This window comes from Nosocomiicoccus sp. HMSC09A07 (assembly GCF_001808485.1).
Lineage (GTDB): Bacteria > Bacillota > Bacilli > Staphylococcales > Salinicoccaceae > Nosocomiicoccus > Nosocomiicoccus ampullae_A.
The window spans coordinates 176934-195048 of record NZ_KV793634.1 but is presented as its reverse complement, the minus strand read 5'-3'; the positions used below and the strand labels follow the sequence as shown (position 1 = coordinate 195048).

At 36.7% G+C, this 18115-nt stretch carries 18 protein-coding genes; 5 read left to right on the top strand and 13 right to left on the bottom strand.

The window, feature by feature from the left end:
• Window positions 1-15: 15 nt before the first annotated feature.
• The 5 genes from HMPREF3177_RS05270 to HMPREF3177_RS05250 all read right to left on the bottom strand — a co-directional run bounded on the left by HMPREF3177_RS05270 (window position 16) and on the right by HMPREF3177_RS05250 (window position 6955).
• Entirely contained in the window at window positions 16-1572 is a 1557-nt protein-coding gene (locus tag HMPREF3177_RS05270; protein ID WP_070457479.1) for a peptide chain release factor 3, read from the bottom strand.
• A 30-nt stretch (window positions 1573-1602) separates the two neighbouring features.
• A complete protein-coding gene (locus HMPREF3177_RS05265) occupies window positions 1603-3087 on the bottom strand; it encodes a UDP-N-acetylmuramoyl-L-alanyl-D-glutamate--2,6-diaminopimelate ligase (RefSeq protein ID WP_070457477.1) in 1485 nt (494 codons plus the stop codon).
• Between the two features lie 68 nt (window positions 3088-3155).
• Window positions 3156-3926 carry a twin-arginine translocase subunit TatC gene (gene tatC, locus HMPREF3177_RS05260; RefSeq protein WP_070457474.1) on the bottom strand — a complete coding sequence of 257 codons (771 nt, stop codon included), beginning with the start codon at window positions 3924-3926 and terminating at the stop codon, window positions 3156-3158.
• 491 nt (window positions 3927-4417) lie between these two features.
• Entirely contained in the window at window positions 4418-6145 is a 1728-nt protein-coding gene (locus HMPREF3177_RS05255) for a GMC family oxidoreductase (protein ID WP_070457472.1), read from the bottom strand.
• Between the two features lie 15 nt (window positions 6146-6160).
• Window positions 6161-6955, bottom strand: coding sequence for a gluconate 2-dehydrogenase subunit 3 family protein (locus HMPREF3177_RS05250; protein ID WP_070457470.1), 795 nt, complete (start codon window positions 6953-6955; stop codon window positions 6161-6163).
• Window positions 6956-7151: 196 nt separating this feature from the next.
• Here HMPREF3177_RS05250 and HMPREF3177_RS05245 point away from each other — a divergent pair, with 196 nt between their 5' ends.
• Window positions 7152-7553, top strand: coding sequence for a hypothetical protein (locus HMPREF3177_RS05245; protein ID WP_068127890.1), 402 nt, complete (start codon window positions 7152-7154; stop codon window positions 7551-7553).
• A 38-nt stretch (window positions 7554-7591) separates the two neighbouring features.
• On the opposite strand, the gene HMPREF3177_RS05240 is transcribed toward HMPREF3177_RS05245, so the two are convergent.
• On the bottom strand, window positions 7592-8263 hold the full coding sequence (locus tag HMPREF3177_RS05240; protein ID WP_168161313.1) for a peptidoglycan DD-metalloendopeptidase family protein: 672 nt from the start codon (window positions 8261-8263) through the stop codon (window positions 7592-7594).
• A gap of 69 nt (window positions 8264-8332) precedes the next feature.
• Window positions 8333-9439 carry an AI-2E family transporter gene (locus HMPREF3177_RS05235; protein WP_070457465.1) on the bottom strand — a complete coding sequence of 369 codons (1107 nt, stop codon included), beginning with the start codon at window positions 9437-9439 and terminating at the stop codon, window positions 8333-8335.
• 126 nt (window positions 9440-9565) lie between these two features.
• On the opposite strand from HMPREF3177_RS05235, the gene HMPREF3177_RS05230 reads away from it, so the two are divergent.
• Window positions 9566-10291 carry an alpha/beta hydrolase gene (locus tag HMPREF3177_RS05230; protein ID WP_083286879.1) on the top strand — a complete coding sequence of 242 codons (726 nt, stop codon included), beginning with the start codon at window positions 9566-9568 and terminating at the stop codon, window positions 10289-10291.
• A gap of 39 nt (window positions 10292-10330) precedes the next feature.
• Here the strand turns inward: HMPREF3177_RS05230 and fabI are convergent, their stop codons facing one another.
• From fabI to HMPREF3177_RS05205, 5 genes are all read right to left on the bottom strand, one after another.
• Entirely contained in the window at window positions 10331-11098 is a 768-nt protein-coding gene (fabI, locus tag HMPREF3177_RS05225; RefSeq protein WP_040929324.1) for an enoyl-ACP reductase FabI, read from the bottom strand.
• 70 nt (window positions 11099-11168) lie between these two features.
• Entirely contained in the window at window positions 11169-12572 is a 1404-nt protein-coding gene (gene mgtE / locus HMPREF3177_RS05220; protein WP_070457460.1) for a magnesium transporter, read from the bottom strand.
• Between the two features lie 5 nt (window positions 12573-12577).
• Window positions 12578-13375: an NAD kinase gene (locus HMPREF3177_RS05215; protein WP_068127875.1), complete on the bottom strand. Its 798-nt coding sequence runs from the start codon at window positions 13373-13375 to the stop codon at window positions 12578-12580.
• Window positions 13376-13392: 17 nt separating this feature from the next.
• Window positions 13393-14013 (bottom strand): GTP diphosphokinase, encoded by a 621-nt coding sequence (locus tag HMPREF3177_RS05210; RefSeq protein ID WP_070457458.1) that lies wholly within the window; start codon window positions 14011-14013, stop codon window positions 13393-13395.
• A 15-nt stretch (window positions 14014-14028) separates the two neighbouring features.
• Window positions 14029-14379 carry a UPF0738 family protein gene (locus HMPREF3177_RS05205; protein WP_070457456.1) on the bottom strand — a complete coding sequence of 117 codons (351 nt, stop codon included), beginning with the start codon at window positions 14377-14379 and terminating at the stop codon, window positions 14029-14031.
• Between the two features lie 115 nt (window positions 14380-14494).
• On the opposite strand from HMPREF3177_RS05205, the gene HMPREF3177_RS05200 reads away from it, so the two are divergent.
• Genes HMPREF3177_RS05200 through HMPREF3177_RS05190 form a run of 3 tightly spaced genes read left to right on the top strand, consistent with a single transcriptional unit; the run spans window position 14495 to window position 16247 of the window.
• Window positions 14495-15064 (top strand): CYTH domain-containing protein, encoded by a 570-nt coding sequence (locus HMPREF3177_RS05200; protein WP_083286878.1) that lies wholly within the window; start codon window positions 14495-14497, stop codon window positions 15062-15064.
• A gap of 10 nt (window positions 15065-15074) precedes the next feature.
• Window positions 15075-15440, top strand: a complete 366-nt coding sequence (locus HMPREF3177_RS05195; RefSeq protein ID WP_070457454.1) for a globin domain-containing protein — start codon at window positions 15075-15077, stop codon at window positions 15438-15440.
• Between the two features lie 27 nt (window positions 15441-15467).
• A complete protein-coding gene (locus HMPREF3177_RS05190; protein ID WP_083286877.1) occupies window positions 15468-16247 on the top strand; it encodes a DsbA family protein in 780 nt (259 codons plus the stop codon).
• Between the two features lie 65 nt (window positions 16248-16312).
• Here HMPREF3177_RS05190 and pepF read toward each other — a convergent pair whose 3' ends face one another.
• Entirely contained in the window at window positions 16313-18112 is a 1800-nt protein-coding gene (gene pepF / locus HMPREF3177_RS05185) for an oligoendopeptidase F (RefSeq protein WP_070457450.1), read from the bottom strand.
• Window positions 18113-18115 lie beyond the last annotated feature (3 nt).

Sequence of the window (18115 nt, the reverse complement as noted above, 5' to 3'; positions counted from 1 at the left end):
ACGCGTTTTACTTGATTAAAGTAAACTATATAATTTGATTTCAGGATATTTATCACTAAACCATCTCAGTGCAAAATCATTTTCAAATAGAAATACTTTGTTGTCGTAACGGTCATACACAAGTGTCGAGCGCTGTGTATCCATTTGATCTCTGATATCTTCTTCATTTTCGATCCAACGTGCTTGTTTATTACCGATTGGTTCCATCACGACATCTGTATTATATTCGTTTTTCATACGATGCTCAAATACTTCGAATTGAAGTTGACCGACTGCGCCGATAATCGGTTGATTCGTATGAATCGTCTTATAATACTGTATTGCACCTTCTTGAACGAGTTGCTCGATACCTTTGTAGAAGTGCTTTTGTTTCATCACGTTTTTAGCAGAGACTTTCATAAATAACTCTGGCGTAAACTGTGGTAACTCTTTAAATTCGATATGCTTGTCAGATGTTAGCGTATCACCGATTTGGTAGTTTCCTGTATCGTATAACCCGATAATATCTCCAGCATATGCAACGTCTACAGTTTCTGTGTCATCTGCCATAAACATCGTCGCACGTGTGACTTTTTGTTTTTTACCTGTGCGTTGTAATTTCACTTCCATACCGCGGTTAAATTGCCCGGATACGATACGTAAAAATGCGAGTCTATCTCTATGTTTTGGGTCCATGTTCGCTTGAATTTTAAAGATAAATCCTGAAAATTCTTCTTCTGTCGGATCGATTACTTCACCTGATTTTGTTTCAAGTGGTTCTGGGCTCGGTGCAAAGTCAACAAACGTGTCTAAAAATTCTTCAACCCCAAAGTTAGATAATGCTGAACCGAAAAATACAGGTGTTAAATCTCCTGTTGCGATTTTTTCTTCATCGAATGCGTCCCCTGCTTCTTCGACGAGCATAAACTCTTCAATCGACTCTTGGAAGGCAGAGTCTTTTTCGATGTCGTGAGACTTTTCTAATTCGTAATCGTCGTTTAACTTCAACATCGTCTCTTCACGGTACGGATTAATTTCTTTTGTACGTCGATTAATAATCCCAAAGAAACTTGGTCCCATACCAATTGGCCACGTCATCGGATACGTTTCAATATCTAACGTTTCTTCGATTTCTTCTAAAAGCTCAAACGGATCTTTCCCGACTCGGTCAAGTTTATTGATAAATGTAAACACTGGAATCCCACGCATTTTTGCTACTTTAAAGAGTTTTAACGTCTGAGGTTCGATCCCTTCTGCTGCGTCGATGACCATAACAGCACTGTCAACGGCCATTAGTGTACGATACGTGTCTTCTGAGAAGTCTTCGTGTCCAGGTGTATCTAAAATATTTACTTTATATCCGTCAAAATCAAACTGCATGACAGAACTCGTTACTGAGATTCCACGCTCTTGTTCGACTTTCATCCAGTCTGATGTTGCGAATTTACCTGTCTTTCTACCTTTAACGACACCCGCTTCACGAATCGCACCACCGAATAGTAATAGCTTCTCAGTTAGCGTCGTTTTCCCGGCATCCGGGTGCGAAATAATCGCAAATGTTTTTCTTTTATTGATTTCTTCTTTAAGTCCCATACAATCTCCTTAATTCAATTCTATCTATTATTAGTTTTCATATCCTGGAAAGTTATATTTTTTATACGCAAAATTTAATGCAATCAAATCATCGCGATGCGGTTCTTTAACATGATTTTCCATAATTTGATACGGCTCGCGCCCTTTTCCTGCAAGGAACACAGTATCTCCAGGTTCAGCATAATCTATAGCGATTTTTATTGCTTGTTCACGGTCGATTTCTGTCGTGTAATTATCGTGAGTCATCCCTTTTTCGACGATATCAATTAACATGTTTTTATCGTCATTACCTGGGTTATCAACAGTTATCACGACATAATCTGACTGACTCGCAATACGCCCCATCTCTTCGGCTTTTGAATAATCTCTTTCACCAGTCATACCGTACACCGTAATCAATTTACCATCGTTAAACGGACGAATTGTTTGAATGACTTTTTCTAACGCATCTGGCGTATGTGCAAAGTCGATGATTAAATGAATCGGTAATTCATTGTCTAACACTTCTAAACGACCAGATACAGCTTTCATTTGCTTAATTGCTTCAATAACCTCATTTAAATCATACCCTTGTAACCATTCACTTATAATCGCACATATTAAATTTTCAATATTGTAATCTCCAACAAATGGTGATTCTACATAAAACTCACCGTCTGGCGTGTGTAACGTAAATGTCGTTCCTTCTAAACTCCCTTTAATATCTGTCGGATAAAAATCTGCTGAATCGTCTAGTCCATATGAAATCACTTCATAAGGTGTCATCGTAGCATATTCTTTTGACCACGGATCAGAATTGTTTAATATGACGTATTTTGTCTTTTTTAAATCTTGACCGAGTTGAGAAAAGAGTAGCCCTTTAGTGAACCCGTAGTTTTCCATCGTGCCATGAAAATCTAAATGATCTTGTGTTAAATTCGTAAATATCACAATATCAAAATCAATGCCAAACGTACGTCCAAGCTTTAACGCGTGACTCGACACTTCCATCGTAAATACTTCAGTTTCTTTTTTTACTGCTTGACTAAAGTTTTTATGTAGCCTTGTCGTTTCAGGTGTCGTATTTAATGATGGGTACGTATCTTCATTTATCATAAATCCATTCGTTCCTAAGTATGCACTCTTTTTATTCATACTCATACTTAAGTTATGAATCATCGTTGAAACAGTCGTCTTACCATTCGTCCCAGTGACACCGACCATCGTCATGTTTTCATGAGGGAAATCATATAAGTACTCTGCAAATAATGCACACACTTTAACTGGGTCTTTCACTTTTAATAACCCAACGCCTTCAGGTAATTCCCTATTTCGGTCCGATAAAATCATCTTACTTCCTTTTTCAATCGCCTGATCAATATAATCAAATCCGTCTGTCGTTACACCTTTTAACGCAACAAATATCGTTCCTTCAGATACTTCTCTAGAGTCGATTGTAATATCGAATACATCTTCCGGTAACGTCCCATATATTTCTTTTATTTTTAGTAATGAAATTAGTTGTTCAGTTTTCATATTCTCACCTCTAACGGTTTGATTTAATTATACATTAATAAAAATAAAATACGCCCCTAGAGGCGTATTTATTCTGCACGTTTTTGTTGACGTCTTTCACGTCGTCTTATAAGTACGATACTAATCTCATATAACACAATCATTGGCGTTAGTGTTATTAAATGTGTGAATACGTCTGGAGGCATAATAATCGCCGTTAAAACTAACAGTCCAAAGTAAACGTATTTTCTTATAGCGACCATCGTTTCTGCATTTAATAATCCTATATAGTTTAAAAACAGTATGACAACAGGCAGTTGGAATATTAACCCAAAAGGAATTGTCGTCATTAATAAAAATCTCATATATTCATCTGCAGTAACAATTACTTCAAAGTTCTTTTCTCCGAGTGAAATTAAAAAGAAATAACCGACCGGGTGAACGACAAAGTATCCAAATAGTAAACCTGCTATAAATAAAATTAACATTCCTGGTAACGAACTTTTAATAAACATCGTCTCTTTTTCGACGAGTCCTGGTTTCATAAAGCCCCAAATAAACCAGCAAATAAATGGTATAGATAACCCAACACTAATCGCACCAGATGTTTGTAAGTAAAAACGAATCACTTCAAAAGGTCCTAATACGACAATATTCGCACCCTTTGACACGTATGGAAACCACCAACCGACCGTCGCAAAAATCACAATAAAGCATAAAACGACAGTGATTGCTGATTTAATAACGACAGATCTTAAATCGAGAATATGGTCCATTAAAGGCGCCATATTATCCTCTTGAGTTAGCTTTTTACGCTTTCGTCTCACTTTTACTTCTTTATATTCATCATTGTTAGACATAAATATGTACCACCTAATCCAATCAACGAATTTTTAAAAATAACGCATTAAATCATCTATCTATTATAGTACACATTGTGTTGATATAAAAGATTATAAACATGGATGGAGGTGATTGAAGCGGTTTTATTTTCTAACCTGTGTATAGTTGATCCAAAACAGCGTAATCGTTAAATAGATGAATTACCTTTTTACGCAAAAACGATTTGTGTTAAACGGACCTCTGTTTATTTCACGCAAACGGCGTAATTGTCAAATAGATGAACTACCCTTTTACGCAAAAGGGATTTGCGTTAAATTAAACGTGCTAACGGCACCTCTGATACATTTCCGACCTGTCTTTCAGATGAAAAAACTCGTAAATTTTGATTTGCGTAAAATTAATTTCATAGTCGTTTACGCAATTGCGTGTTGCGTTAAATTGTATCTCTATTCGTTGACGATAAAGAAAAAAGACTGTAGAAAACATCTACAGTCTCATATAAATTAATTTACTTCTCTAAACGTTTTTTATCTTTATGATACTTAATAACACCTTCTGCACAGCGGTAAGCTAATGCTCCGACTGTTCCTGTTGGGTTGTAACCAGAGTTATGTGCAAAGTTTCCTGCTCCAACCACGAATAGGTTATCTCTGTCCCAGTGTTGTAACCAGTTGTTAACAACTGAAGTCTCAGGGTCGTCTCCCATTGTAGTACCACCCGTGTTGTGTGTTGTTTGATAAGGTACGATATCGTAATCTCCTAGGTCTGGGTCCATGTCGATATGTTTAGCACCCATTTTCTCTAAGATTTCAACACTACGCTCTGCTAGGTATTTGTTACGATTACGGTCCATATCTGTAAAGTTATAAGTTAACTTAACGAGCGGCACACCGAATACATCTTTATAATTCTCATCAAGATCTAAGTAGTTATCTTTATGTGGGCTAGTTGCGCATTGACCACCAACATAGAATGAACGTGTGAATTGTTTAATTGACTCGTCTTTAAATTCTGCACCCCATGAAGGCGTACCACTTTTAGTAGGGTTCGTTAAAATAGGACGGACACCTGACTGAATTACCGTAATACTTCCGCCATGTAAGAAATCTACATCTTCATGGTCAAAGTTATCACCGTTATAGTCATCCATTGACATACCTAACGCTCCTGCGCCCATGAATGTGTTGAACTGTTCATCAAAGAATCCAGTTGCTCCACCTGAAGTTTGGTAACAATAGTTACGTCCTAACGTACCTTTTTCAGTTTTTGGATCGTACTGTTCACCGATGTCAGATACCGCAAGTAATTTGTAGTTGTTAAATATATAACTTGTTAATACGACGATATCCGCAGGTTGAATGAATTCTTCTTTCGTAAGTGTGTCAACGTATTTAACACCCGTAACTTTTGATTTATCTTTGTCATCTGTTAAAACTTCTACAACGTTACAATGTGTACGTAATTCAAAGTTATCGTGACGACGTGCTGTTTTTAACACAGTTACTTCTGGTGTTGCTTTCGCGTCGTATTCACACGCGAAGCGTTCACAGAACGCACAATATTGACATGGATTCATTTTTTCACCATCTGGGTTTTCATACGCTGCTGACATATTTGCAGATGGTAAAAAGTGAGGATGATAACCCATATCCTTCGTCGCGTCTTCAAAAATTTTCATGATTTTAGTTTTAATCATTGGACCGTTCGGATAGTCTTTACTTCTTTTACCTTCGAAGTGGTTCACTGTTCCACCGATACCAGCTGTTTGTTCAAATTGTGTAAAGTATGGTTCTAACTCGTCATACGTAATACCCCAGTCCCTAAAACGGTATCCGTCTTTTTCTTGAAGTCTCTCTTCACCGTATCTCTCTTTCGTTTTAGATGCGATCTCAAAGTCATATGGTAAAAATCTGTATACCCAACCATTCCAGTGTGTTCCTGCACCACCGACGTTGTCACCGAGTAAGAATGATCCTTGTTGACGCATTGGTAATGCTTTTTGATCTGGACTGTTTCTAAATGTAACAGTTTCTTTAGAAGTGTCTTGCATTAATTCATAACGAATCGCATATTTTAATTCGTCGTGTACGTGTTGATAATCTGCTGTACCTCTTTCTTTACCTCTTTCAAGGCTAAGTACTTTTAATCCTGCTTTTGCTGCTTCCGCTGCAACAATGCCCCCTGTCCAGCCGGCTCCGACTGTAAGTACATCTACTTTTTCTAGTTCTTTCGCCATTTAATAATTCTCCTTTTAACCAAAGTTTGGTAATGGTTCAATGTCCATAAATTCATCTGATTCAATTACGTCTAAGTATGAGTGCTGGTGGCCTGGGAATTGTTTCATTTTCCAGCCTTCCATGTTTCTGTTACCGTGGTAAATTGGATCACAGTATGCACCTTCTAGAGTTGCTGAACGTAGCATCGTAAAGAAGTAACTTGAAGTTGCTGTTGATTTTGGTACACCAAAGTCAACTTTACCTTCTTGGAAGTCTTTTAGAATTTCATCTTGTTTCTTTTCATCGAGTTGAGAAAAGCTTTCGTCGTGACGACTTTTTGCTTCTTCTTGAAGTTTTTTAACACCGAGTCTGAAGTATTCTGCACGGTTTAAGTGTGACTGGTACCCTTGAGTAGGAAGTCCTTCGTGGAAAGGTCCTTGCATGTATTCTTTAGAGTTAAAGCCGTAAGCTCCAGCGAGTTGTCCATCTAAGAAGTAAGCTGCACCGAGCCCTTTAGCTCCTGGTCCAACGTCAGTTTCTGGAAAGATTCTTTCCATTGCTGCTTCAATCGTTGCAAAATCTGCATCGTTTTCAAAGAAAACACGACCTTTGTCTGGTACGTCGAACATACCTCCGTCACTATGACCATCGTGACCACCGTGGCTATCTCCACCGCCTTGATCACTAGAATCTTTTGAACTGTCACTTGATTTACCATCGAGGTTAAATCCGATTAAACCTCCAAGTAAACTACCACCGATAATACCACCAGTAGCTACTCCCGTTGTTTTTAGGAAATCACGTCTTGAGAATTGTTTCTCATCCGCCATAATCCTCACTCCTTAATAATTTTCATCTGCAAATAGAATAGATAACTATAATTGTACACCTTTTAAAGAAGATATAAATAGGTTTTGACAATTTTATGTCAAAATTGTGAAATAATTTTCGAATTGTCTTTATAAATTGTGAAAAATTGTCTATAATTAAAGTATTAAAAGGATATTGAAAGGGAGACACCACACAATGAAGTTTTTTGAAGCATTAAGATGGCCAAATGATCACATGGATCTGCGTTATGAGACAGATAAGTATACGAACTTACCAGTCGTTACTCGCGTTTACGATACTGATAGAGCAAACGATGCTGACGTAGGTTTTGTTACACGTGAGTTTGCGTCAAGAATCAAACAAGCACAAGATCAAATTGAGTCAAATCGTATTATGATGCTCGTGTTATACATTGCTGCAGTATTGCTTCCTGCACTTGTATTAACTGTCGTCAAAGGGACGATCTTACCAGCTGGATTTGCTGTTGTATATGCATTCATTGTAATTTTCGTTGTTGAAATGTTCAACCAAGTTACAATTAACAGAATGTTAAAAGAAATTGATGACGGTGCCGGAAATAACGGTCGTCGTAAATAATTAAAAGGCTTCAAATCTTAACGATTTGAAGCCTTTTTTTATTTAAAATGACCATAAATATTTTGTTGAGTACCAGATGACACATATCCAATATTTAACTTTAACCAATAGTGTCCGTCTTTATAAGTTACTGTTCTAAACTGTAATCTATCATTCGGTTGTGCAGATGAAATAACTTCCCCTTTTAAGCTCGGTTTATTTCTAATGTTCATATTGTATTTCGGGATAAATATCCCGTTAAAATATCGATCTTTTCTTAAATCAATATCGTATGCACTAATACCATTGCATACAAAATCTTTTTCTTTTAAATACCCATATCGCTGAAACTGAATGTGAAGATGGCTTGCCATAGGTGCATTTAAATTGTTTGTATCTCCTTGATATCCAATTGTTTCACCGTATTTCACATGTTGACCGATTGTCACGATTAAATTTCTCTTTAAATGGCCGTATATCACTTGGTAGCCAATTTTCTCGTTTGCAATTACGACTGTTCCACCAAAATTTCCGTAATTACTCGTCCCTTGTACGACGACCCCGCTCATCACTGCAGGAATCGCTGCACCGTCATGTTTTGCAAAATCATACGCTCTGTGAAACCCTCCACAATACGCGTCATAATTAAATCCATTCACTGTGTAATTTCTAAACCCAAACGGTGTCATCGCATGCGGATTACTCGTCATTTTAAAGTTATTCTTAATCAAAATATCTATTGGATTCAAAAAAATCCCCTCCTTACTCTATATATCGAGTACAGGAGAGGATTTAGCTATTTAATATTTTTGTTTTGGTACTTTAACGTCACTAATTAACGTTTGACTTAAATCACGTCTATAACGCCAAATGTTTTGAACAATCGACTTAATAACAGCGTATGTCGGAATCGCAATTAAAATTCCTATGAATCCTGCGATATTTCCTGCTGCAAGTACAATTGTAATAACTGTTAAAGGATGTAACGCAAGTTGCTGACCCATAACGTTTGGCGTAATGATATTCGACTCGATTTGCTGCGCTGCAAGTGTGATGAGCGATACCCAAATGAACATAATTGGATCTTGAATGAGCGCTAAAATCGCTGCTGGTAAAAATGCGACCCATGGTCCAACGAACGGTACGACGTTCATAAATAGCGCAAACACCGCGAGTAATAGTGCGTAATCTAAACCGATAATCTGATAACCGATAAATAAAATAATACCTAATATAAACGACACGAGCATTTGTCCTTGTATAAATGCACGGAGTGTTTTATCGATATCTTTAATCATATCGAGTAAAAATAATTTAAAACGACCTGTAAATGGACGTGTAATTGTCGGTACAAATTTTTCGTGATCTTTTAACATAAAGATAAAGAAAAATGGTACTAAAATAAGTGAAATCACAATCGATACTGTACTCATTATAATTTTAAATGCATTCGCTACGACGCTACTAAACATCGTAGACCCTGTTTCAAATACTTGATTCGTTATTTCATCTAAATTTACTTCAAACGGTAAACGGTCCCTTTGAGTAATTACTGTGTTCATGAAGCTTTGAATTTCACGTTGAATGAGCGGTCCACGTGTAATTAAGTTTTGAACTTGCTCAGTAATTACCGGAATAACCGAAATTGATAACACTGCAATAACGATCACAATAATTAAAAATACAGAAGTCATCGATAGCCAGCGTGGTGCGCTATGGCGTTCTAGGTATTCTTGAATTGGAATCGTAATGTAAAATAAGACGCCAGCAAGTAGTACAGGTACGAAAATTGTCGCAATGATTTGGAAAAACGGTACAAATATATACTGTACTTTCACTGTCATGTATATAATGATGAGCGTCATAATCAGCGCTACACCACTTTGAAACCAAACCTTATTCAGCATAGACGTGTCTCCTTTCGAAACTTGTTTTTATTATATCATTGAATGCAAGAAATAGTTGAAAGAATTATCCTGATTAACTGCAATATTTTGTAAATACGTTACACTATATATAAAAAGGAGATAATAATGAATTTTACAATAGGCATTCATAATAACGAAATACATTCCAAAGTTTTAAACGAAACGATTAAATTTGAGTATTATATACCAAAGAATTTTGACGAGAATCGTAAATATCATGTCTATTATACGTTTGACTCACAAGACTTTTTTAAATATGGACAAATCAATCGTATATACGAAAGACTTTACAATAACGGTGAGATAGAAGCTGCGATTATCGTCGGAATCCCATACCCGAGTGTCGAGTGGCGTAACCATCACTTCCAACCAGAAGGTGAACATACAGACGAATTTATGGAATTTATAGCTAAAGAATTTGTTCCGTTTGTCGACGATACGTTTCCTACAATTCAAAATCGCGACAGTAGAGCTTTAATGGGTGAAAGCTTAGCGGGTAGTTTCAGTATTAAACTCGCGATTAATTACCCAAAAATGTTTAAAAATGTTCTCGCTTTTAGTCCCGAGGTTACTGATGAATTTTATAATGAAATTATCGAAAGAGAAGGCACTGAAAACATTCATCTTTACCATACAATCGGACTTGAAGAGCAAGATTTCATAACAATTACAGGCAGACAAGCGAACTTCTTAGATCCAAACCGCGAATTAAACGAAGTGCTCTTTTCAATTCCAGAACGATACGAGTATAAAGAGCTAGACGGTGGCCATATATGGAAGACGTGGAAACCAGAAATTGAACACGCACTTAGATTTTTTTATGGAGTGTAAAGATAAAAAAGCTAAGACCAGATTGTCTTAGCTTAATTTTTATGCCATTGCGTGATATCCTGAGTCGACGTGTAATACTTCTCCTGTAATTCCTGATGCTAAATCTGATAATAAGAACATTACAGCATTACCAACTTCTAATTGGTCGACGTTTCTCTTTAATGGTGCACGTTCTTCGATTTCTTTAAGAATCGTTTTGAATTCACCAATTCCTGATGAACTTAACGTACGAATTGGACCAGCTGATACCGCGTTTACACGGTATCCATCTTCACCAAGGTCAAGTGCTAAGTATTTAACACTTGCTTCTAATGCCGCTTTCGCAACACCCATAACGTTATAGTTTGGAAGTGCACGCTCTCCACCTAAGTAAGTCATCGTTACGATTGACCCACCTGGGTTTAAGATTTTCTTCGCTTCTTTTGAAACGATCGCAAGAGAATATGCTGAAATGTCTAATGCAAGTTGGAATCCTGCACGTGATGTTTCAGAGTATCCACCTTTTAACTCGTCTTTATTCGCAAATGCAATTGCGTGTAACACACCATCAATCCCACCTGTGTGTTCACCGATTTCTTTAAATGCACGCTCAACGTCTTCGTCTGACGTAACGTCACAGTTTACCATGAAGTCATGGTCGCCTTCGAGTTCACCTTTTAACTTTTCGATTTGATCTTTAAAACGGTCGTTTAACGTCGTGAATACGATATTCGCTCCCGCTTTGTCTAATGCACGCGCTGCTCCCCAAGCAATTGAACGTTGGTTCGCAACACCCATTACTACATATGTTTTACCTTTTAAATCCATGAGAATCCCCCATTCTTATTAGTACCTACTACTAATTTTAAATTAATTCTCAAAAAAATGCAACGAAAATCTATACTAAAGCACTCATTAATGCATTTGCGAGTGAGAAATAGATCATTAAACTAATAATATCGTTCGATGTTGTAATAAACGGACCACTTGCTACTGCAGGGTCAATTCCAAACTTTGACATCCCCATCGGTATAAATGTTCCAGACAACGTCGCAAATGTCATCGCTACAAATAATGAAATACTTACAATAATTCCGACGACAGGTTGTCCGAATAGAATCGTAATGATAATGAATAGTAATACCGCGCAAGTGAACCCTGTCATCATACCTGTAAGAATATCTTTAATCGCAAGTTTTAATAGGCTCACACGTTTAATTTCACCTGTAGCAAGTCCACGGACAGCGACCGCTAAACTTTGCGTCCCAGCATTCCCTGACATTCCACCGATAATCGGTATAAACGCTCCAAGTAACGCTACTTTTTCAAGCGTTTCTTCAAACGTAGATAACATCGTCGCGGTAATCATACCCATAAGCGTTAAACCAATGAGCCATGGAAGTCTCTTTTTAGCTGCTGTAAATGATGAATCGTCAAGTGGTGACCCTTCATCACTCATACCGGCAAGTCTATAGTAGTCTTCCTCTGCTTCTTCTTGGATAACGTCCATGATATCGTCGGCAGTAATGATACCGACTAAGTGTTCTTGATAATCTAGAACTGGTACTGCTAAGAAGTCATAGTCTCTCATCATGTACGCAACTTGTTCTTGGTCGTCTGCGACATTTACCGAGATGACACGTTCTTTCATAATATCGCCAATATATTCGTCTTCATCCGCAATTATTAAATCTCTAAGCGAAATAATACCGACGAGTTTGTTGTTAATATCAGTGACAAATAAGTAGTAGATCGTCTCGCTATCTGGAGCTACTTTCCTTAAGTGCACCATCGCCTCATGGACAGTCATTTCACTGTCGATTGAGACGAACTCCGTCGTCATGATACCTCCCGCAGTATCATCTTCGTAGTTCATTAATATACGAATTTCTTCGCGGTCTTCTTTTTTCATTAGTGCTAAGAAGCTCATCATGACTTCTTTTGGTAAGAAGTTCATAATGTCCGCTGCGTTGTCGTACTGCATTGCACCGAGTACTTGTGCAGCGTATCTCGCGTCCATACTTGTTAAAATCTCTTCCATTTCCTCATTCGAAATAGATAGCGTGTCAAAGAAATCCGCCACTTCTTTTGGACTGAGTAAATGATATAATTTTTCTCTATCTTCATCATTTAATAGACTGAAGAACTCACCTTGTTCGTATTCGTGGAGTTTTAAAAAATCTTCTCGAAACGGCTCATAAGATTCTTGTCCTAACAGCATAATCAAGTTATCATATGCTGCTTTTATCTCTATATCTTCCACATGTTTTGTGTAGTCTTTTTCTTCTGTTTCAACTGACATCTTACTCACCTCTCACTTGATATAAACGACTCCCTGACTCGATGCCAAAATGGAAAATGTCTAAAACGGGCAAATTTTATCGTTTCCTCTGCCACTTGATATTCAATTGAACGAATACCATTTTTCTGAAAATGTAGGTGATCGATTGTCAGTAAATGCGTATCTGCTTTATTTGGATACACGTTTAACGTGTGATGGCTCGGTAAAATAATCGATGAACCAATCGTTCTAAATACTCGGTTGTTAATCGATGCGATTTCTGTAAGTTGAATCGATCGAAATGACGGGTGAATTAACGCACCACCCAGTGACTTGTTGTATGCTGTAGAACCAGACGGTGTGGACACACAAATACCGTCTCCTCTAAACTTTTCAAAATGTTTCCCACCGATACCAACATCCACCGCAAGCGTCGACCCTTGTACCATTTTTAATGTCGTCTCATTTAACGCGAGATGACGTTCTTCACCGTCATCTGTATTTACTGTAACAGCGACTAATGGGAATTCTGTTTCAACAAATTTCCCACGGTCTATTAAGTCTATTAACAGGTCCGCTTCTTCTGGATGAAAGTCTGCGTAAAATCCAAGGTTTCCAGTATGGACACCGACAAACATCGTTTCTTTTAATAAATGTTGATACATATGAAACGCACCGAGTAACGTTCCATCGCCACCGACGGAGATAATAATTTCCGGATGTATATTATCTTCTTCCATACCGCGTTTTTTCATCCCTTGAATTAAATACTCGCGTGTATACTTTGACTTTTCGTCGTTTTTTGAGATAACTGTAAATCGCATAATTATCTCCTCCTCGTTTAGATGTTGCGCTTCTTAGAAAAGAATTTCTGTGCCTCTTGAACTTCCTCGCGTATTAATGACATTTCTTGGTCGAGCTGATACGCGGCGTCCGCTGCATTTTGAAGTCTTTCTTTTATTTCTACTGGGTACTCACCTTTATATTTGTAGTTCAGCGAGTGTTCAATCGTCGCCCAAAAGTTCATAGAAAGTGTACGAATCTGAATCTCTGCTAATATATTCACCGTACCTTCTACTGTTGAAACGGGATATTCTATAATGATGTGATACGAACGATATCCACTTTCTTTCGTATGTTTAATATAATCACGCTCTTCGATAATTCTCATATCTTCTCGCTTATCGATTAAGTCTCTAATAATCATAATATCATCGACGAACTGGCACATAATACGGACACCAGCGATGTCGTACATATCTTTTCTAAGTTCGTCATAAGAGATATTATTTTTACTCGCCTTCTCAATAATACTTTGTACTGGCTTTACTCTTGCAGTAACAAATTCTATTGGAGACGAACGGTTCGTTAATTTATATTCTTGTCGAATACCTTTTAACTTAATTTTAAGTTCATCGATGGCTTGTCGATACGGAGATAAAAATACGCTCCACTCATCCATATTTTAAGCCCCCTTTTAAATTGCAAAAGTTTCTACAATTTTACCTTCAAACTCTTTGCCATAATTACTATTATCTTTAATATTGTCGAGTAACACATCTAATTCCGTGAAAAACTCTTTAAGCTCTACTTGATCGTTTACAGTGACAGTTTTGTTATAGTATCTCGCTAACATTTCCCACGTTTCGGATACGAAATGCGTGCGGATGTACTCTTCACCATCATCTAATATGTAAATAATCGTAAAGTTATCAGAGTCTACAATCATTTGCTCTGTACTTATGAGTGTTTTATTCGTCAAATCATTTTCAACATAACATTTTAATGTATCGTCTTCATATTTAATTTCATTAATATAGATATCCATTACTTTCACCTCTACCGGTACTTATTCTACCACACTTGTACCCTTTCGACGTACTTAATGTGTAATGCTTTACTTAATCTTATGAAATCGCAATAATAATGAATAGGAGGTCATTATGCAAGAGACTGAAATTGAATTTAAAAACTTATTAACTAAAGATGAATTTGAAAATATAGAACGTGCGTTATTTAAAGATGTTGAAGCTGTCTCTCAGACGAATTACTACGTCGATACGGACCGTTTCGATTTAAGAAGTAATCACTTAATGCTACGTATTCGAAAGCGTGAAGATATGAATATGTTGACGCTAAAAGTTCCGATGGATGAACACGTGACTGAAGAGTTTCACAACCCTCTTTATGAAGATATACATATCGGAGATATTGTAAATAAAGATATGCTCAGTCGTCCGATGTTTTTAATTATACGTAGTCATTTAATTAACCGAACATTACGTGTCGTAGGCAAATTAACGACACTTCGTAAAGAAATAGATTATAATGGTGGAACACTCGTTTTAGATTACAGTACATATTTAGGTCATGAAGATTACGAAATCGAATTTGAAGTAGATGACGTGTCGAAAGAGACGGTCTTCAATGAGCTGTTAGATACGTTTAACATTACAAAAAAAGATACACCCGTTAAAGTTGAACGTTTTTATAATGCATTAGAGTCGAATTAAGGAGAAATAGATGGTTACAGTATATAAGCAACTTGGTGAAGAGACAATCGAAGCGTTAGTCGATCGTTTTTATGATTATGTTGATAAAGACCCACGCATGCGTTTTTTATTTCCAGATGATTTAACTGAAACGCGCTACAAACAAAAACTCTTTCAAATCCAATTTCTCGGTGGTCCAAATAAGTATAATGAAACATTTGGTCATCCGATGTTAAAAATGAGACATATGCCGTTTCCTATCACAACAAAGGAAAGAGATGCTTGGCTCGACAATATGTCTAAGGCAATGAATGACTTAAACATTCCAGACGAAGTTAAAATTCAAGTATTAAGACGTTATGAAATTACAGCAAACGCGATGGTTAACAGTCGCTGATTTATTATTATTTAGAGGTGACAGATTTTGAAACATTCAAATGTAATTTCACTATTCCTCGAACCAGTAGAACATCAAATTGAAATATATTATTTCTTTGATCCGTTCCATAAAGATGCTTTAAAAATGGAAGCAATCGTAAACAAGCTACTACTCGAGTATGGTGATTATGTTCGTATCAATAAAATACTTGCTCCCTCATTAAGAGTACTGACAAAATGTCAGGCACAGTCGACTTCAAAGATTGACAATATCGCTCTTGCGTACAAAGCAGCAGAAGTGCAAGGAAGAAATAGAGCACGTAAGTTTATGCGTTATTTATTTAACAGAATTTCACCGACGAATTCTGTGTGCACAAAAGAACATATTATCGAAAGCGCAACGCTCGCAAACCTTGATATTCATTCATTTATGGATGAGATGGAATCTGAAAACTTACACACGTTATTAAATCGTGATCTTGCATTATATCATGAACTAGATATCAATCTACTACCAACATTTGTATTTTTTAGTGGTGACATTGAGTCCGAAGGTCTCAAAATTGAAGGTGTTAACGAATATTTCATTTACTCATACGTCATCCATGAATTACTAGAAATCGATATACAAAAGAAAGCATTGCCTCATATTTATGAATATATTAAAAAGAACGAACTCGTCAGCATCGATGAGTTAAAGATAATCTATGATTGGCAAGATTCTGTACTACTAAAAGAATTAAAACAACTACAATTGTCACAGTATATCAGCTCTGTCACACACGGAGATGAAATCTATTTTGAAGCAGTCGGCAACCATGTATAAATGGTTGCTTTTTTATATATAAAAATATGAGAGTCACGAGTGACTCTCATATTTAGTTTATATCATTATTTATTTTTAATGAGTTGTTCGAATTGATCTAACTTCTCTTCAAAGAATTTCATCGCTTTTTCAATTGGTTCACGCGTAGTCATATCGACACCCGCATTTTTTAAGATTTCAATTGGATAGTTTGATGAACCTTTTTTCAGGAATTCGTTAATGTAGCGATCGCTATCTTCTTTTGTACCGTTTAATACGATTTCAGATAACGTCGCAGCTGCTGAATAACCTGTTGCATATTGATAGACGTAGTAATTCATATAGAAGTGTGGAATTCTTGCCCACTCTTTACTTATTAAATCGTCATATGATACTGCGTCACCGTAATATTTCTTGTTTAAATCACCATACACTTCGTTTAATTTGTCCGCTGTTAACGGCTCGCCGCTTTCTTTTAACGTATGAATCTTATGTTCGAATTCAGCAAACATCGTTTGACGGAATACCGTTCCTCTGAATCCTTCAAGTTGCTCATTTAATAGATATAATTTCTTTTTATCGTCATCTAAATTTTTATATAGATAATCTGCAAGTAATGCCTCGTTAAATGTAGAAGCCACTTCTGCGACGAAAATTGAATACCCTGATTGGTTCGCTGTTTGGTTTTTACGGCTGTAGTAGCTGTGTACTGAATGCCCAAACTCATGTGCTAACGTAAACATGTTATCAACGTTATCTTGCCAGTTCATTAAAATATATGGATTTGTACCATATGTTCCAGAAGAATACGCACCAGAACGTTTACCTTTGTTTTCGTAAATATCTACCCAGCGGTTGTTAAATCCTTCTCTTAAAATCTCTTGATACTCTTCACCGAGTGGTGCCATTCCTTCGATGACGTGATTTTTTGCTTCTTCGTATGTGACTTTAAAGTCTTCGTTAACAAGTGGTGTATAAATATCATACATCGTTAACTCATCTAAACCTAACATCTCTTTACGTAATTCAGTATATCTGTGTAGTAAATGAAGGTTATCATTAACTACGTCAACAAGTTGGTCATATACTTCTTCAGGAATGTGGTTGTTTGATAACGCTTGATCACGGCTTGACTTGTAGCCACGTGCTTCAGCAGTGAACACATGACTATCGACTTCACCAGAAAGTGTTTGAGCTAACGTATTTTCATATTCTCCATACTTCTTGTATAGAGTTTCATATGCTGATTTTCTAAGCGTTCTATCGCTTGATTTAAGTAAATCAATATACGTCCCTTGAGTTAATACGTGTGAATTTCCGTCAGAGTCTACTGCATTATCAAACGATAAATCTGCGTTATTAAAAATCGCATATGTCGATCCTGGGTTGTTTAATACGAGACCTGCTTGAGCGAGTAACTTTTCTTCTTTATCGCTTAATACGTGTGCACGTTGTTTGTTAATCTTTTCTAGGTCGAACTTAAATTCTTTTAATTTATCTTCTTCAGCATAGCTGTTTAACGTCTCTTCATCGATTTGCATAAGTGCTGGAGTTAAGAAGCTCCATGCTGAAGCAAATTTTGTATATAAAGACATTGCACGAGATTCCATGCTTTGGTATTTACTGTTTGATGTATCTTGGTCATGTTTTAAATGCGAATATACATATACTTGAGATAAAGTAACCCCTAAATCTCTTTCAGCTTCAAGCACTTCTAGTAAGTCGTCAGAACTTTGAATGCCTTTTTCTCTGAACGTATCCGCTTCAGAAAGACGATCTTCTACTTCTTTATATGCTTCCTCCCATTTTTCATCTGATTCAAAAATTGATGTTAAATCCCACGTATCTTCTACGCGTTGATCTTCACGTTTTAATAATTCTCCCATAAT